A 16043-nucleotide genomic window follows, 5' to 3' on the forward strand; every position below is an offset into this window, starting at 1 on the left:
GATGAACAGCTGCCTATACCACGGTACATTGCGCCATCGTCGGCTTGCGCCGAAAGCGCACCACTTTACCTACAGCGTGTTTATGGCCTGGCTCGATCTGGATGAGCTGGACGCGCTGCCCTCCGTCGGCGTGCGTCGTAACCGCGTTGCGTCCGCGGCATTTTATGATGCGGACTACCCGCTGGGTACACCGCTCAAAGCGCGTGTCCTTGAGCGTCTGGAAAATCTGACCGGCGAACGTCCGGCGGGGCGGGTCATGCTTCTGACTCAGCTGCGCTATTTCGGTTTTCATTTCAACCCGGTCAATTTTTACTACTGCTATGACGGGGAAGACACCCTGCGCTGGGTTCTCGCCGAAGTCCGTAACACGCCGTGGAATGAACGACATTACTACGCGGTAGCGGGGCGGGACGCCCCGCCGACGGAGAAAGCGTTTCACGTCTCGCCCTTTAATCCGATGGACATGATCTATCACTGGCGCTTCAACAGTCCGGACAGCACGCTGCGCATGCATATCGAAAACCATCAGGAGACGAAGGTGTTTGATGCCACCCTGACGCTGCGCCGGGCGCCGCTGACGCGCGCGGCGCTGCGTGCGCTGCTGGTGCGGATCCCGTTGATGACCCTCAAAACCGTTTTCGCCATTTACTGGCAGGCGCTCAGGCTGTGGCTGAAGCGCGTGCCGCTGCATAACCATCCCCTCAGCAGGAGTGAACGCTCATGACCAATCCCGTCTTTGCGCTTGAACCCGATATCCCGCGCAACGTCCGCGTCGCGCGATGGTTGCTCTTCCGCCTGCTGAATGGCCTGCGCGGTGGCTCGCTGACGCTGCGTGAAGGCGCGCAGACGTTCCAGTTCGGCGACGCCTCCGCCGCGCTTCACGCTGAGGTGCAGGTACTTGCTCCGGGCGTCTACTGGCGCATTTTAACCGGGGGCAGCCTCGCCGCGGCACAAGCGTGGATGGATGGCGACTGGGAGACGCCCCACCTGACGCCGCTGCTGGAGCTGATTGCGCGCAATAGCCAAATCCTCGGAAAGCTGGAAAAAGGGTTTCGCCTGCTCGGGAAACCGGTGGAACGGCTGCGGCACTGGATGCGGCGCAACTCCCGCGCGCAGGCGCGGGAAAATATTGCCGCCCATTACGATCTGGGCAACGCCTTTTACGCCCACTTCCTGGATGAGCACCTCCTGTACTCCAGCGCGCTGTTTAGCGGGGACGAGCAGGATCTGACCGCAGCCCAGCAGGCGAAAATGGCGAGGCTGTGCGACCAGCTGGCGCTCACGGCAAACGATCATCTGCTGGAGATTGGCACCGGCTGGGGGGCGATGGCGGAATATGCCGCCCGTCATTACGGCTGCCGGGTGACCACCACCACGCTGTCGCAGGAGCAGTACCACTGGGCCACCGCGCGGATCGCCCGGGCAGGGTTGCAGGATCGCGTTGAGGTGCTGCTCTGCGACTACCGCGATCTGACCGGGGTTTACGACAAGCTGGTCTCGGTGGAGATGATTGAGGCCGTCGGTCAGCGCTACCTGCCAACATTTTTCCGCACCTGCCAGGCGCGTCTGCGTCCGGGCGGGCGGATGGCGATTCAGGCCATCACCATTCAGGATCAACGCTATCGCGACTACAGCAAAAGCGTCGATTTTATTCAGCGCTACATCTTCCCCGGCGGCTTTTTGCCCAGCATCACCGCCATGAATGAACTCATGACCCGCCATACCGATTTTGTGGTGCGTAACCTCTTCGATATGGGACCGGACTACGCCCGCACGCTGGCGCACTGGCGTCAGCGCTTCGTTCACGCCTGGCAGGAGATTGAAAAGCTCGGGTTTGATGACCGTTTCCGCCGGATGTGGCTCTACTACCTCGGCTACTGTGAAGCCGGGTTTAATGCCCGCACCATCAGCGTGGTGCAGTTGACTGCGGAACGCGTATGAAGCGCTACGGGCAGGTATTTCTGCTGGCCATCGGGTTTGATCTCTACTGGACGCTGGTGGTGCTGTTTCGCGAGCAGGGGCTGGTCATCTGGATCGCGCTGGCGGTGCTTGCCTGGCTGTTGTTGCCGCCATCATACCGGGGATACGCCCTTGTGCTGGCGGCGTCGGGGGCGCTGCTGGACGCCCTCTGGGCGCTGACGGGGCTGATTGCGTTCACGGGCGCGTCCCTGATGCCGCTATGGATGGTGGCGCTGTGGCTGATGTTTGCCACCGTCTGGACGCAACTGACCCGCACGACCACCTTGCCGGGCTGGTTGCTGACGGTGCTGGCGACCCTGGGCGGGCCGGTGGCCTACCTGATCGGCGAGCGTCTGGGGGCCATTACGTTTCAGGAGCCGACCTTTATCGTCGTCAGCTGGATGTTCCCCGGCTGGCTGGTGCTGATGCTGTTTTTCCACCTGTTAATAGGGAGACGACAATGAGAAAGCGGGTACTGATGCTCGCGTTGTTCGTCTTCACCTGTACCGTGCAGGCGGCAGACTGGCTGAGCTGGCGCAAGGTGGGCGACGCCACTCTCACCTGGGGGCCGTTTACCGTTTATAGCTCTCAGCTTCTGACGCCCGACGGCCGCTATACAGAGTTAGACGGCGATAATGCGCTGATTATTACCTATGCCCGGGACATCGATGGTGACGACCTGGTTGAGGCGACCCGCGACCAGTGGCAGGCGCAGGGCATTTTGCAGCAGGAGCCGCAGAGTGAAGCCTGGCTGAGGATGCTTAAAGCGCTCTGGCCCGACGTCACGCCCGGCGCGCAGCTCGCGTTTGTGGTTAATAACGGCCAGGGGCAATTCTGGTATCGCCCCACGGCGTCGCAGAAAAAATTTACGCCACTCGGGCCACGCCAGACGGCAGCGTTTAGCTCACGCTTTCTGGCGATCTGGCTCGATCCTCGCACCGAGTATCCTGAACTGCGTCAGCAGTTAATCGGAGGAGCACAATGAAACGTTTCCTGTTAATGGCGCTTGCCCTGACGATGCTGGTGGCCGGATGTAGCACCGAGGTGACAGAGTATCGTCAGCAGCAGCCACGGCTTGATATTTTTACTTACTTCCAGGGGAAAACCGAGGCGTGGGGGATGGTGCAGGATCGCAGCGGTAAGCAGATCCGCCGTTTTCACGTCGAGATCGCCGGGGATGTTATCGGCGATACGCTGACCCTGAATGAACATTTTGTCTACGATGACGGCGAGAAGCAGCAGCGCGTCTGGCATATCCGCCGCGTTGGGCAGAATCGCTATGAAGGCACGGCGGGTGACATAGAAGGTGTCGCGACAGGCCAGGCGGCGGGCAATGCCCTTAACTGGCGCTACAGCATGAACGTGAAGGCGGACGGCAAAACCTGGCTGCTGCACTTTGATGACTGGATGTATTTGCAGGACAGCACCCGTCTGTTTAATAAAACCGAGATGAAGAAATTTGGCGTCACCGTCGCCACGGTGACGCTGTTCTTTACCCGCAAAGCGGGCGGTTAACCCTCTTCGGGCTGAGGTTTACTGCTTGAGTAGATGAAGAAGAGGGCAATACTCAGGCAGACGACGGCCCCGAAACGGCTCACTGAAAACGGAATGGCTTCATTGTTCAGCCAGCCAAAGTTATCAATCAGCATGCTCATGGCCAGCTGGCCCAGGATAACCGCTACCGTGGCAACGGCGGTCCCGATGCGCTGCACCGCGAGCACCATAATCACGATATAAGGCACGCCGCAGAGGGCGCCCAGAAGCTGCCATTTGGGTACATCCATCAGGCTGATCGCCTGTTTCGGCTCAAAAAAGAAGATCAGCAGGGCGGTCACCAGCGCGCCGACGGAAAACGTCAGAAACGCGCTTTTAAATACCCCCACGCTGCTGCCTAATTGCCCGTTAATAGCAGCCTGAATGCTCAGCGTTGCGCCGCCAATCACCGCCAGAATAATCATAATTACTGTCATAACGTTACCCCTGCGCCACGAGAATGAGCGCGGCGATGATAAATCCCAGCGCAATAATGCGTTTTGTATCGATCCTGCGGTGAGGCGTACCCAGCAGGCCATAGTGGTCAATAATCAGGCTTTTAAAAACCTGGCCTGCCAGAATGCCGATCATCGTCATGGCAATGCCGATCGCAGGCGTGGCAATGGTGAGAATGATGACGTAAACCGGGCCGAGCACGCCGCCCAACAGGTGCCATGAAGGCTGCGCAAAAAATGAGGGACTGTTGCGCGGGCTGAAAAACAGCATCAGCATAAACGTCAGCCCCGTTCCCACGCTGAATATGCTGAACGCCGCCCACAGGTCGCCCACCTCTGCGCCCAGCGGCCCCAGCAGTCCGGCCTCCACGGACAGCCCCATGCCACCGGCAATCACCAGTAAAATTAAAATAATGTGCATAACGCTTTTTCTCCTTTTTCCAGGCGGAGAAGATTACGTCTGAACATCATTGAGAAAAATGCCATAATGCAGGAAACACCTTTGCAGGAAATGCATTAATGATGGATGCCGGACATATCAGCATTCGCGCGCTGCTGATCTTTATCGACGTATATGAAACGCAGAATTTTTCCGTGGTGGCGAGGCGGGAAGGGATTTCTGCGTCGCAGGTTTCCCGCGTGATCCACCAGCTTGAGGACGCCCTCGGGCAACAGCTTTTCTACCGCAATACGCGGGCGATTATGCCCACAGAGAGCGGGCATCTTTTTGTGCGCTATGCCCGGGCGATGGCCGGGAATATGGAGGACGCGCGACGCGAGCTGGATGAACGCGCCCGCGAGCCGTCGGGCACGCTGCGTATCAATGGCCCGGTCTTTTTCGGACAGAGGCACATCGCGCCGGGCCTGCCGGGGCTTCTGGCGCGTTACCCTCGTCTCTCCATTGAACTGACCCTTACCGACGATTTTATCGATCCGCACCGTGACGCCGCGGACGTTATCTTTCGCATCGGCGCGCTGACGGACTCCTCGTTTCACGCCCGGGTGTTCGGTCAGCAGTTCTACCATCTGGCGGCCTCGCCGGACTATCTGCAAAAACATGGCGCACCCGAGGGGCCAGACGATCTCAGCCATCACCACTGTCTGGTTTACCGCGGTTCGTCCGGGCCTAACCGCTGGCTGATCCGGCAGCCGGGCGAGGCGTGGGTTCACTATCCCATCGTACCGCTGATGACCTCCAATAATGCGGAAACGCTCCTGATTGCGGCGCTGGGCGGCATGGGCGTTGTGCTTTTCCCGGACTGGATGGTGAGCGAACGGCTCAAAAGCGGTGAGCTGGTGGCGCTGCTGCCGGAAATGGAGTGTTCAATTAATACGGAGCCACTGACGATTGCGGCGATTTACCCGAACGCGCGTCATCCGCCCCTGAACGTCAGGGCGGTGATTGATTACTATATTGAGCGATTCGGTACGCCGCTGTACTGGCAAACCTGAAGGTTAGCGGGCAAGCTCGCGACGGATAATGTCAGCCCCGGCGCTTAACGCCTTCAGCTTACCGTTGGCGACCTGGCGGGAAAGGGGAGCCATACCGCAGTTGGTGGACGGATAGAGCTTGTCTGCATCAACAAACTGCAACGCCTTGCGCAGCGTATCGGCCACCTCTTCCGGCGTTTCGATGGTCTGGGTGGCGACGTCAATTGCCCCGACCATCACTTTTTTACCGCGGATAAGCTCCAGCAGATCCATCGGCACGCGCGAGTTGTGGCACTCCAGCGAGATGATATCGATCGTCGAGGTCTGCAACTTTGGAAATGCCTCTTCATACTGGCGCCATTCGGAGCCGAGCGTCTTTTTCCAGTCCGTATTGGCTTTGATGCCGTACCCGTAACAGATATGTACCGCGGTTTCGCATTTCAGCCCTTCAATGGCGCGCTCCAGCGCGGCGATACCCCAGTCATTCACCTCGTCGAAAAAGACGTTAAAGGCAGGTTCGTCGAACTGAATAATGTCCACGCCAGCCGCTTCCAGCTCGCGGGCCTCCTGATTGAGAATTTTAGCGAACTCCCAGGCCAGCTTTTCGCGGCTTTTATAGTGGGCATCGTATAGCGTGTCGATCATGGTCATCGGGCCGGGCAGCGCCCACTTGATCGGCTTGTCCGTCAGCTGGCGCAGGTATTTCGCGTCGTCAACAAACACCGGTTTCTGGCGCGTCACCGCGTCTACCACGGTCGGCACGCTCGCATCGTAGCGGTTACGGATGCGCACCGTCTGGCGGTTCTCAAAATCCACGCCGCTGAGATGTTCAATAAAGGTGGTGACGAAATGCTGGCGGGTTTGTTCCCCGTCGCTGACGATATCAATCCCGGCGCGGATCTGTTCATCCAGAGACAACCGCAGCGCATCCTGTTTCCCTGCCAGTAATTCCTCGTCCTGGAGTTTCCACGGCGACCAGAGCGTTTCCGGCTGCGCAAGCCAGGTGGGTTTCGGCAGGCTGCCAGCCGTTGATGTCGGGAGCAATGTTTTCATAAAAGAACCTTTTATCCGTATTAAATTAAAGCGTGAAGTGTTGAGACCACTGCTCAAGAAGGGTTTTATAGGGTTTGATAAACCGCTCTTCGGTATATTTACCCTGTTCAATGGCCAGCCGGCTGCGCTCTTCACGGTCATAGACGATTTTGGTTAATGAGTGATCTTGCTGATTCAGGTCGGGCTGATAGCACTGTCCCGCAGCGGAATTGGCGTTATAAATTTCCGGGCGATAGATCTTCTGGAACGTCTCCATGGTGCTGATGGTGCCGATCAGTTCCAGATTGGTGTAATCACGCAGTAAATCGCCGGTGAAGAAGAAGGCAAAAGGCGCGACGCTGTTTTCCGGCATGAAATAGCGAACCTTAAGGCCCATCTTCGCGAAGTACTGTTCCGTTAGCGACTCGCCGTCCGGCTGGTACTCATAGCCCAGCACCGGGTGGTGGTTACCGGTACGACGATAGGTGTCTTTGCTGGAGACGCTCAGGCAGATCACCGGCGCTTTTTTAAAGTTCGCCTGATATTCCGCAGAATGAACGAAGCTTTTAAAAATATTGCCGTGCAGCTCGCCAAAATTCTCGGGGAGGGAAAAACGGGCCCGATCTTTATTGTGTTCCAGCAGCAGGACGCTGAAATCATAGTCACGAACATACGATGAGAAGTTATTTCCGACGATGCCTTCGATGCGCTCGTGGGTTTTTTTATCCACGATTGTCGTTTGCAGAATTTCGATGGCCGGGAAAGTAAAATCGCCGCCGATGTTCATATCAACTGAAATAATCTCCAGCTCGACGGCATAGCGGTCAGCTTTCGGGTTATCCCAGCTCGCCAGCGCGTTAAAGCGGTTGTTGATCATCACCAGCGTATTGCGCAGGTTCTCCTGACGCTTCTCGCCACGCGCCAGGTTGGCGAAGTTGGTGGTGGTACGCGTATTTTCTGACGGGTTATAATTTTCATCAAAGCAACTGCGCTTAAGGGTAAATGTGAAAGCCTGACTCATTTGGTTATGCATCCTAAGTTCATGTTGCCGAAACGTTATCAATGCATAATTTATGCCTGAGCCTCTGGCGCAGGGGAAGTGACTTAATTTCACTGCGTCATGAGGGTTCTTCATGAACTGCGCGATTCAGGTATAATCCCCCGACATTTCCAACCGGTTTAAACGATCATGACAAAACTCACCCTGCAAGAGCAGATGCTGAAAGCGGGCTTAGTCAGCAGTAAAAAGATGGCGAAGGTTCAGCGCACGGCGAAAAAATCCCGCGTCCAGGCTCGCGAGGCGAGAGAGGCTGTTGAAGAGAACAAGAAAGCCCAGCTGGAGCGTGATAAGCAGCTGAGCGAACAGCAAAAACAGGCGGTGCTGGCAAAAGAGTTCAGGGCGCAGGTGAAGCAGCTGATTGAGATGAACCGCATCACCGTGGCGAAGGGCAACATTACATTCAACTTTACCGACGGCAACCTGATCAAAAAAATCGAGGTCGATAAGCAGACGCAAACCCAGCTGATCAACGGTCGTCTGGCGATTGCCCGACTGGTGATTAATGCGAAGGGCGACTGTGATTACGCGATTATCCCGGCGGTGGTGGCGGATAAAATTGCCCAGCGCGATGCGGACAGCATTGTGCTAAACAGCGCCCTGAGTCAGGAAGAGCAGGACGAAGACGATCCGTACGCAGACTTCAAAATCCCTGACGATTTAATGTGGTAATCCCCGCTCAGAACGGTGCGGCGTGACGGGCGTTTATCGTCTCGCCGCTCAGCGGATGAATAAAATTCAGAGCGCTGGCATGCAGCATCAGCCGGGGCGTATCTTCCGCGTCCGGCCATTCCAGACCACCATACAGATCGCACCCCAGAATAGGGTGGCCTAACTGCTGGCAGTGAATGCGCAGCTGGTGGGTGCGCCCGGTCTCCGGGGTAAGCTCAACCCGCGTCAGCGGCATTGTCGTATCCTGGTAAATACGTTCCACCACCCGATAGCGGGAGCGAGCGGGCTTACCGGTGCGGGCACAGATCGTCATCAGCGGAAACAGCGCCGGATCTTTGGCAATTGGCGCATCCACGGTCCCTTCGTCCTGTTCCACATGTCCGCACAGCAGGGCGGTGTAAACCTTGTTCACGGCGCGCTGACTGAACTGGTGGCAAAGCGCGGCGTTGATCGCTTTGTTACGCGCAATGACCATCAGACCCGAAGTGCCAAAATCAAGACGATGCACCAGCGTGCAGCCGGGAAAGGTTTGAACCAGACGGTGGTGGACGGAATCGCGGTTTTGCGGATTTTTCCCCGACAGGCTGAGCAGACCGGAAGGTTTGTTGATCAGCAGCAGATGCTCGTCCTGCCAGAGGATCTCAATGTCGTCGTGACAGGGTGGTGCAATAAACGTATCGATAATGACAGACATCAGGCCGCCGGGCTGGAGAGTGGGTGCGGATGATAACGAAATACGGGGGAAAAGAAAAACCCTCCCACCGGGCGGTGAGAGGGGGAAAACTTAGGCAGCGACCAGGCTGTCGATAGCGGCTTTCGCGTCGGTCTGCGCTTTGGTGGCCACTTCCGGGCCGTAAGCGATACCTTCAGCGAACACAAAGTTCACGTCGGTAATGCCGATGAAGCCCAGGAACAGCGTCATGTACGGTGCGACCAGGTCGGTAGGGGTATCTTTGTGAATACCGCCGCGGCTGGTCAGGACGATAGCGCGTTTACCTTTCACCAGACCTTCCGGGCCGTTCTCGGTGTAACGGAAGGTTACACCAGCGCGCGCCACCAGGTCGAAGTAGTTCTTCAGCTGGGTAGGAATGTTGAAGTTGTACATTGGGGCGTTGATCACGATAACGTCGTGCGCCTGCAACTCAGCAATCAGCTCGTCGGAGAGCGCCAGGGCTTCCTGCTGACGTGGGGTAAGAGGCGCATCGCTCGGACGCAGCGCGCCAACCAGCTCGCCGTCCAGAACAGGAATTGGGTTTGCCGCCAGGTCACGCACGGTGATTTCATCCGCGCTGTGCTGTTCACGCCACTGTTCAACGAAATAGTCAGACAGCTGACCAGACTGTGAATACCCTGCCAGAATACTGGATTTCAACACTAATACTTTGCTCATGGGAAATTCCTGTTTTGTATTTGATTGAGGGGGTTGCCCCGTTGCTTGTTGACACTTTATTCACAATCCTGCCACAGGGATAGCGCAATATATCGAAGCCTATGTTCGAATTTTTTGAATAAGGCGCGAAAAGCGCTGATGTGGTACTCTATAGCAATCATTAAAAAGAGATTTTATCCGGCAGTGCACTGCCCGTTAACGCTATGACAGAACACCAAAAATTGACCTTCCCGATGCTGATGCAAAAGCTTGATTCGCTGATGCTGCGCGATAAACAGCGGTTTGCGCGCCGTCTGCACGGCGTGAAGAAGGTTAAAAATCCTGATGCACAACAGGCCATTTACCAGGAGATGGCCAACGAGATTGAACAGGCGGCAGGGAAAGTTGTGCTGCGTGAAGCCGCACGTCCGGAGATTACCTATCCGGAAAATCTGCCCGTCAGCCAGAAGAAACAGGACATTCTTGAGGCCGTACGCGACCATCAGGTGGTGATCGTCGCGGGGGAAACCGGTTCAGGTAAAACCACCCAGCTGCCGAAAATCTGCATGGAGCTGGGCCGCGGGGTGAAAGGGCTGATCGGTCACACCCAGCCGCGTCGTCTGGCGGCGCGCACCGTGGCGAACCGTATTGCGGAAGAGCTGCAAACGGAGCCGGGCGGCTGCATCGGCTACAAGGTGCGATTCAGCGATCACGTCAGCGATAACACCATGGTTAAGCTGATGACCGACGGTATCCTGCTGGCGGAAATCCAGCAGGATCGTCTGCTGATGCAGTACGACACCATCATCATTGATGAAGCGCACGAGCGCAGCATGAACATCGATTTCCTGCTCGGCTACCTGAAAGAGCTGCTGCCCCGGCGTCCGGATCTGAAAATCATCATCACCTCCGCGACCATCGACCCCGAGCGCTTCTCAAAACATTTCAACAATGCGCCGATCATTGAAGTCTCAGGCCGCACCTACCCGGTTGAAGTGCGCTATCGCCCGATTGTGGAAGAGGCGGACGATACCGAGCGCGACCAGCTTCAGGCCATCTTTGATGCCGTCGACGAGCTGGGCAACGAGAGTTCTGGCGACATTCTGATCTTCATGAGCGGCGAGCGCGAGATCCGTGATACCGCCGATGCGCTCAGCAAACGCGATCTGCGCCATACTGAGATCCTGCCGCTGTACGCGCGCCTGTCGAACAGCGAGCAGAACCGCGTGTTCCAGCCCCATAGCGGACGCCGCATCGTGCTGGCGACTAACGTGGCCGAAACCTCGCTGACCGTACCGGGTATTAAATACGTGATCGACCCGGGTACGGCGCGCATCAGCCGCTACAGCTACCGAACCAAAGTTCAGCGCCTGCCGATTGAGCCGATTTCGCAGGCGTCGGCTAATCAGCGTAAGGGTCGCTGCGGCCGCGTGTCGGAAGGGATCTGTATTCGTCTCTATTCGGAAGACGATTTCCTGTCGCGCCCGGAGTTTACCGATCCGGAGATCCTGCGGACCAACCTGGCATCCGTTATCCTGCAAATGACCGCGCTGGGGCTGGGCGATATCGCCGCCTTCCCGTTTGTGGAAGCGCCGGATAAGCGCAATATTCAGGACGGGGTGCGGCTGCTGGAAGAGCTGGGGGCCATCACCACCGACGAACAGGCGACGGCCTACAAGCTAACGCCATTGGGTCGCCAGCTTAGCCAGTTGCCGGTCGACCCGCGTCTGGCGCGCATGGTGCTGGAGGCGCAAAAACACGGCTGCGTGCGCGAGGCGATGATCATTACCTCGGCGCTCTCCATTCAGGATCCGCGCGAGCGTCCAATGGACAAGCAGCAGGCGTCGGATGAAAAACACCGTCGCTTCCACGATAAAGAGTCCGATTTCCTCGCCTTTGTGAACCTGTGGAACTACCTTGGCGAGCAGCAAAAAGCGCTCTCGTCGAACCAGTTCCGCCGTCAGTGCCGGGTGGATTTCCTCAACTACCTGCGCGTACGCGAGTGGCAGGATATCTACACCCAGCTGCGCCAGGTGGTGAAAGAGCTGGGCATCCCGGTAAACAGTGAACCGGCGGAGTACCGCGAAATTCATATCGCCCTGTTGACCGGCCTGCTGTCTCATATCGGGATGAAGGATGCGGATAAGCAGGAATATACCGGCGCACGCAACGCGCGTTTCTCCATCTTCCCGGGCTCCGGTTTGTTTAAGAAGCCGCCGAAGTGGACCATGGTCGCCGAGCTGGTGGAAACCAGCCGTCTGTGGGGGCGTATTGCCGCGCGTATCGATCCGGAGTGGGTTGAGCCGGTGGCGCAGCACCTGCTGAAACGCTCATACAGCGAGCCGCACTGGGAGCGCGGGCAGGGCGCGGTGATGGCGACGGAAAAAGTCACCGTCTATGGCCTGCCGGTGGTCGGTGCGCGGAAGGTTAACTACAGCCAGATCGATCCGGCGTTGAGTCGCGAGCTGTTTATCCGCCACGCGCTGGTGGAAGGCGACTGGCAGACGCGTCATGCCTTCTTCCGCGAAAACCTGAAGCTGCGCGCCGAGGTGGAAGAGCTTGAGCACAAGTCTCGCCGTCGCGACATTCTGGTGGACGACGAGACGCTGTTTGAGTTTTACGATCAGCGCATCAGTCACGATGTGATCTCGGCGCGCCATTTCGACAGCTGGTGGAAGAAAGCCAGCAAAGAGACCCCGGACCTGCTCAACTTTGAAAAGAGCATGCTGATCAAAGAGGGCGCGGAGTCGGTCAGCAAGCTCGATTACCCGAACTTCTGGCATCAGGGCAACCTCAAGCTGCGTCTGACCTATCAGTTTGAGCCGGGCGCGGATGCCGATGGTGTGACGGTACACATTCCGCTGCCGCTGTTAAACCAGGTGGAAGAGAGCGGGTTTGAGTGGCAAATTCCCGGCCTGCGCCGTGAGCTGGTCATAGCATTAATCAAATCCCTGCCTAAACCGGTGCGGCGTAACTTTGTGCCGGCGCCGAACTACGCCGAAGCGTTTTTAGGCCGCGTCACGCCGCTGGAGCTGCCGCTGCTGGACGCGCTGGAGCGTGAGTTCCGCCGCATGACCGGGACCACCATCGACCGCGACGACTGGAACTGGGATCAGGTGCCCGATCACCTGAAAATCACATTCCGCGTGGTGGACGATAAAAACAAAAAGCTGCTCGAAGGCCGTTCTCTGACGGAGCTGAAAGAGGCGCTGAAAGGTAAAGTCCAGGAGACGCTCTCTGCGGTGGCCGATGACGGCATTGAGCAGAGCGGGCTGCACATCTGGAGCTTTGGTCAGCTTCCGGAAAGCTACGAGCAGAAGCGCGGGAACTATAAGGTGAAAGCCTGGCCCGCGCTGGTGGATGAGCGCGACAGCGTGGCGATTAAGCTCTTTGACAATCAGCAGGAGCAACAGCAGATGATGTGGCGCGGGCTGCGTCGACTGCTTCTGCTTAACATCCCGTCGCCGATTAAGTATCTGCACGAGAAGCTGCCGAACAAAGCCAAGCTGGGGCTCTACTTTAACCCGTACGGTAAGGTGCTGGATCTGATCGACGACTGCATCTCCTGCGGTGTGGATAAGCTGATCCACGAGGCGGGCGGTCCGGTCTGGACGGAAGAGGGCTTTGCTCAGCTTCATGAAAAGGTGCGCGCGGAGCTGAACGACACCGTGGTGGAGATTGCCAGACAGGTTGAGCAGATCCTTACCGCCGTGTTCAATATCAACAAGCGCCTGAAGGGGCGGGTGGATATGACCATGGCCCTGGGGCTGTCGGACGTCAAGGCGCAGATGGCGGGGCTGGTGTATCGCGGCTTTGTCACCGGCAACGGCTTTAAGCGTCTGGGCGATACGCTGCGTTATTTGCAGGCGATTGAGAAGCGTCTGGAGAAAATGGCGGTCGATCCGCATCGCGATCGTGCGCAGATGCTGAAAGTCGAAAACGTGCAGCAGGCGTGGCAGCAGTGGCTCAACAAACTGCCGCCGGCGCGTCGCGATGACGACGACGTGCGGGAGATCCGCTGGATGATCGAGGAGCTGCGCGTCAGCTTCTTCGCTCAGCAGCTGGGAACGCCGTATCCCATTTCGGATAAGCGTATCTTGCAGGCGATGGAGCAGATTCAATAATGATTTTTTTATATGTATTAGGAGAGAAGTTATGCTTTCAAAATTAAAACTGGAGAATTTTAAATCCTTTTGTTCCATGCAAGAGATAGAATTCGCACCTATAACACTGATTTTTGGCAAAATTCTTCTGGGAAAAGCTCCATAATACAAGCTATTCTTGGTTTAAAACAATCATTAGCTAATGCCTCAGGAACTGCTAATTTTGTTTCTTGCGGTAAAAATGTTGATTTAGGCGGTTTTTTAGCTGTAGTTAATGGCCATGACTCATCAAAGAAAATGAGACTTTCATTTTCATTTTCCATTGGTTTAACTGCTGAACAATATAAGGATGAATTTTCCGAAAAGCCCATATTTGCAAGTTCTGACATTAGAACTATGGATCTAGTTTTCCAAAGTATTAATGTTTCTGAAAAAGTAGATAATGTCTTGAGTGAGTGCAGATATACAGTTGCGACTCCAAATTCAAAACAATCAAAATTATATATAAACTTAGCTAAGGGTGCTAGTGGTTATACAAAATCATCTGACTGGAGTTATTATGCTGACGATAAGACAATAAACTCATTCTATGGGTATTTTGAACGTAAGAACAGTAGGATTTATGCTGAAGCAACAGATGATATAAACAAATGGATCTATGAATCGCTATCAAGTGGTGTATATAAGGTAAGAAAAGATCTGTCACTTCCTTTATTGCTTGCAAGCGAGTTCATGACAAATATTCCAAATGAAACATTGCAGTCTATTAGTGAAGAAATAAAATATGAGTTTTCAAAAGTAAAATATCTGGGCCCACTGAGAACGCATCCTAAACGTTTTTATTCTACAGCAAAGGATTCTATCTCAGAAACTAAAGGTGAAACAAATCTTGGCGGTGAGATTTATGAATCTGGCCCTGAGACAGTGGAAAAACTAAATGATTGGTTATGTAATTTTGAAATACCTTATATAATAAATGTTTCAAATTTGGGTGATTATACTACAGGACACGTTGTATCGCTTACGTTGCAAGATACCAGAACAAACACAATAGTTACACCTGTGGATGTTGGTTTTGGAATTGGTCAAGTGATGCCTATTATTACTGAGGCAGTAGTTTCAAAAAATACAACAATATGTGTTGAACAACCAGAAATACATTTGCATCCAAAACTTCAGGCACATCTTGCCGATCTTTTTATTGATTCTGTAAATGCGAAGAAAAATAACAACCAGTGGATCATTGAAACTCATAGTGAGGCTTTGATGCTTCGGATTCAAAAAAGAATAAGGCAAGAAAGAATAAATAAAAGTCTAGTGAAAGTGTATTATGTTATATCTGATACTGAAGGTTCTAAAATTATTGATTTACCATTGGATGATGAGGGGGACTTTACTGAGCTCTGGCCTGAGGGTTTTTTTGAAGAGCGTCTAAATGATTTGTTTGGAGGTTGAAATGATTGTTGACTTTCATTTCGATGAGGATTTTTTAGGTTGTGATGATCTTACATCAAATGGCTCAAATTTAGTAAATACAGTATTATTGAAATTTTGGTTCGAAAGAGGATGCTTAGTATATCCATCAGCATATTTAGAAAATTATAAAGAATGGATAGAATTTGTCCCAGTAAAATATAGGGAGCGCTGGCTAGCAGCTTTAAGTACGAACCTTACTAACAACATGATAACTGGATACCAAAGGATAAATGATTATCCATCTTTGATAGGCTTGAAAACACAGTGTGAACAATTTGGTGTTGATTTGGTTTTAGTTCCTCAATGCTTTAATAATCTAGGTATTAATGATGACTGCCCCAATATTTCCAATGGGTTTGATTTATGCAAGATCGATAGTTTTTTAGAATCGCCTTCAGTAACTAATAGTTTTACTTTATCCCAGCAGGGGATCTTCCCAGGTGATGATATAGATTTAATTTGGAAACGCCAATTTAGCAAGCTTGCCAAGCACTCGAAAGTTATTACTATAATAGATCGTTACTTCGGGGTAAATATTTGCGAGGATATTAACAAAAGGAAAACCACTCTTGAAAAGATAGTTTCGTTACTAAATGATGAAAATAAAAAATATAGCATTACGATATTTACTGTTGGAGATGTTATCGATTCAGTTATGCATACTGAACTTGTAAATTATATGAGGCGTTTTGTCGAAAAGCCTAACGTAAAAAAGATCCTAGCAACAATAAAAATTTGTTCTTGTCCAGATACTGTATTCAGAGACCATGCGCATGAACGTTTCATTAGTTTTGATAATTTTGTAGTAACCATAGACAAGGGTACGGAAATATTTAGAGATTTCCCATTGGTTGCAACGAATATAAGCATAAATCGAAAGGTTCCAGATTCAAATTTTAGCCATGCATTGAAACATCTTCAGGCAAAGAGACTTTGGAGTTATTGATTTTTAATAA

The 16043-nt window shown here is 53.9% G+C and carries 16 protein-coding genes; 10 read left to right on the forward strand and 6 right to left on the reverse strand.

Translation table 11 applies throughout. The annotated features are described in order from the left end of the window. Position 1: 1 nt before the first annotated feature. From ACOTW6_RS00950 to ACOTW6_RS00970, 5 genes are read left to right on the forward strand one after another with little or no spacing between them, the layout of a single operon-like run. Positions 2-724, forward strand: coding sequence for a DUF1365 domain-containing protein (locus ACOTW6_RS00950; protein WP_213788735.1), 723 nt, complete (start codon positions 2-4; stop codon positions 722-724). After that, complete coding sequence (locus ACOTW6_RS00955) at positions 721-1941, forward strand: SAM-dependent methyltransferase (protein WP_047050858.1); 1221 nt, start codon at positions 721-723, stop codon at positions 1939-1941. The genes ACOTW6_RS00950 and ACOTW6_RS00955 overlap by 4 nt, the downstream gene beginning before the upstream one ends. Further along, positions 1938-2423, forward strand: a complete 486-nt coding sequence (locus ACOTW6_RS00960) for a DUF2878 domain-containing protein (RefSeq protein ID WP_062932669.1) — start codon at positions 1938-1940, stop codon at positions 2421-2423. The genes ACOTW6_RS00955 and ACOTW6_RS00960 overlap by 4 nt, the downstream gene beginning before the upstream one ends. Next, on the forward strand, positions 2420-2944 hold the full coding sequence (locus ACOTW6_RS00965; RefSeq protein ID WP_213788736.1) for a hypothetical protein: 525 nt from the start codon (positions 2420-2422) through the stop codon (positions 2942-2944). The genes ACOTW6_RS00960 and ACOTW6_RS00965 overlap by 4 nt, the downstream gene beginning before the upstream one ends. Further along, positions 2941-3474 (forward strand): DUF3833 domain-containing protein, encoded by a 534-nt coding sequence (locus tag ACOTW6_RS00970; RefSeq protein WP_062932671.1) that lies wholly within the window; start codon positions 2941-2943, stop codon positions 3472-3474. The genes ACOTW6_RS00965 and ACOTW6_RS00970 overlap by 4 nt, the downstream gene beginning before the upstream one ends. Here the strand turns inward: ACOTW6_RS00970 and ACOTW6_RS00975 are convergent. Together ACOTW6_RS00975 and ACOTW6_RS00980 are read right to left on the reverse strand one after the other, a co-directional pair. Beyond that, positions 3471-3929 (reverse strand): DMT family transporter, encoded by a 459-nt coding sequence (locus tag ACOTW6_RS00975; protein ID WP_213788737.1) that lies wholly within the window; start codon positions 3927-3929, stop codon positions 3471-3473. The genes ACOTW6_RS00970 and ACOTW6_RS00975 overlap by 4 nt on opposite strands. 4 nt (positions 3930-3933) lie before the next feature. After that, positions 3934-4368, reverse strand: a complete 435-nt coding sequence (locus tag ACOTW6_RS00980; protein ID WP_213788738.1) for a DMT family transporter — start codon at positions 4366-4368, stop codon at positions 3934-3936. A 98-nt stretch (positions 4369-4466) separates the two neighbouring features. Here ACOTW6_RS00980 and ACOTW6_RS00985 point away from each other — a divergent pair, with 98 nt between their 5' ends. Then, on the forward strand, positions 4467-5399 hold the full coding sequence (locus ACOTW6_RS00985; RefSeq protein ID WP_213788739.1) for a LysR family transcriptional regulator: 933 nt from the start codon (positions 4467-4469) through the stop codon (positions 5397-5399). Positions 5400-5402: 3 nt separating this feature from the next. Here ACOTW6_RS00985 and ACOTW6_RS00990 read toward each other — a convergent pair whose 3' ends face one another. After that, a complete protein-coding gene (locus ACOTW6_RS00990) occupies positions 5403-6431 on the reverse strand; it encodes a methionine synthase (RefSeq protein WP_213788740.1) in 1029 nt (342 codons plus the stop codon). A gap of 25 nt (positions 6432-6456) precedes the next feature. Beyond that, positions 6457-7431, reverse strand: coding sequence for a DUF1852 domain-containing protein (locus ACOTW6_RS00995; RefSeq protein ID WP_023296571.1), 975 nt, complete (start codon positions 7429-7431; stop codon positions 6457-6459). Positions 7432-7599: 168 nt separating this feature from the next. On the opposite strand from ACOTW6_RS00995, the gene ACOTW6_RS01000 reads away from it, so the two are divergent. Then, positions 7600-8139: a DUF2058 domain-containing protein gene (locus ACOTW6_RS01000; RefSeq protein ID WP_003857300.1), complete on the forward strand. Its 540-nt coding sequence runs from the start codon at positions 7600-7602 to the stop codon at positions 8137-8139. 7 nt (positions 8140-8146) lie between these two features. Here ACOTW6_RS01000 and ACOTW6_RS01005 read toward each other — a convergent pair whose 3' ends face one another. Further along, a complete protein-coding gene (locus ACOTW6_RS01005) occupies positions 8147-8833 on the reverse strand; it encodes an RluA family pseudouridine synthase (RefSeq protein WP_121478987.1) in 687 nt (228 codons plus the stop codon). Between the two features lie 90 nt (positions 8834-8923). Further along, the gene (gene azoR, locus ACOTW6_RS01010; protein WP_045622270.1) at positions 8924-9529 is read right to left on the reverse strand and encodes an FMN-dependent NADH-azoreductase; all 606 of its coding nucleotides are present in this window, start codon (positions 9527-9529) and stop codon (positions 8924-8926) included. 203 nt (positions 9530-9732) lie between these two features. Between azoR and hrpA the strand changes: the two genes are divergently transcribed. The 3 genes from hrpA to ACOTW6_RS01025 all read left to right on the forward strand — a co-directional run bounded on the left by hrpA (position 9733) and on the right by ACOTW6_RS01025 (position 16033). After that, positions 9733-13632 carry an ATP-dependent RNA helicase HrpA gene (gene hrpA / locus ACOTW6_RS01015; protein ID WP_062932674.1) on the forward strand — a complete coding sequence of 1300 codons (3900 nt, stop codon included), beginning with the start codon at positions 9733-9735 and terminating at the stop codon, positions 13630-13632. Between the two features lie 69 nt (positions 13633-13701). Further along, positions 13702-15066 carry an AAA family ATPase gene (locus tag ACOTW6_RS01020; RefSeq protein WP_421766219.1) on the forward strand — a complete coding sequence of 455 codons (1365 nt, stop codon included), beginning with the start codon at positions 13702-13704 and terminating at the stop codon, positions 15064-15066. Between the two features lies 1 nt (position 15067). Beyond that, the gene (locus ACOTW6_RS01025; RefSeq protein ID WP_062932676.1) at positions 15068-16033 is read left to right on the forward strand and encodes a hypothetical protein; all 966 of its coding nucleotides are present in this window, start codon (positions 15068-15070) and stop codon (positions 16031-16033) included. Positions 16034-16043 lie beyond the last annotated feature (10 nt).

Origin of the sequence: Enterobacter cloacae complex sp. IR5403, assembly GCF_049238705.1 — a bacterium.
GTDB classification, from domain to species: Bacteria; Pseudomonadota; Gammaproteobacteria; order Enterobacterales; family Enterobacteriaceae; genus Enterobacter; species Enterobacter hormaechei_C.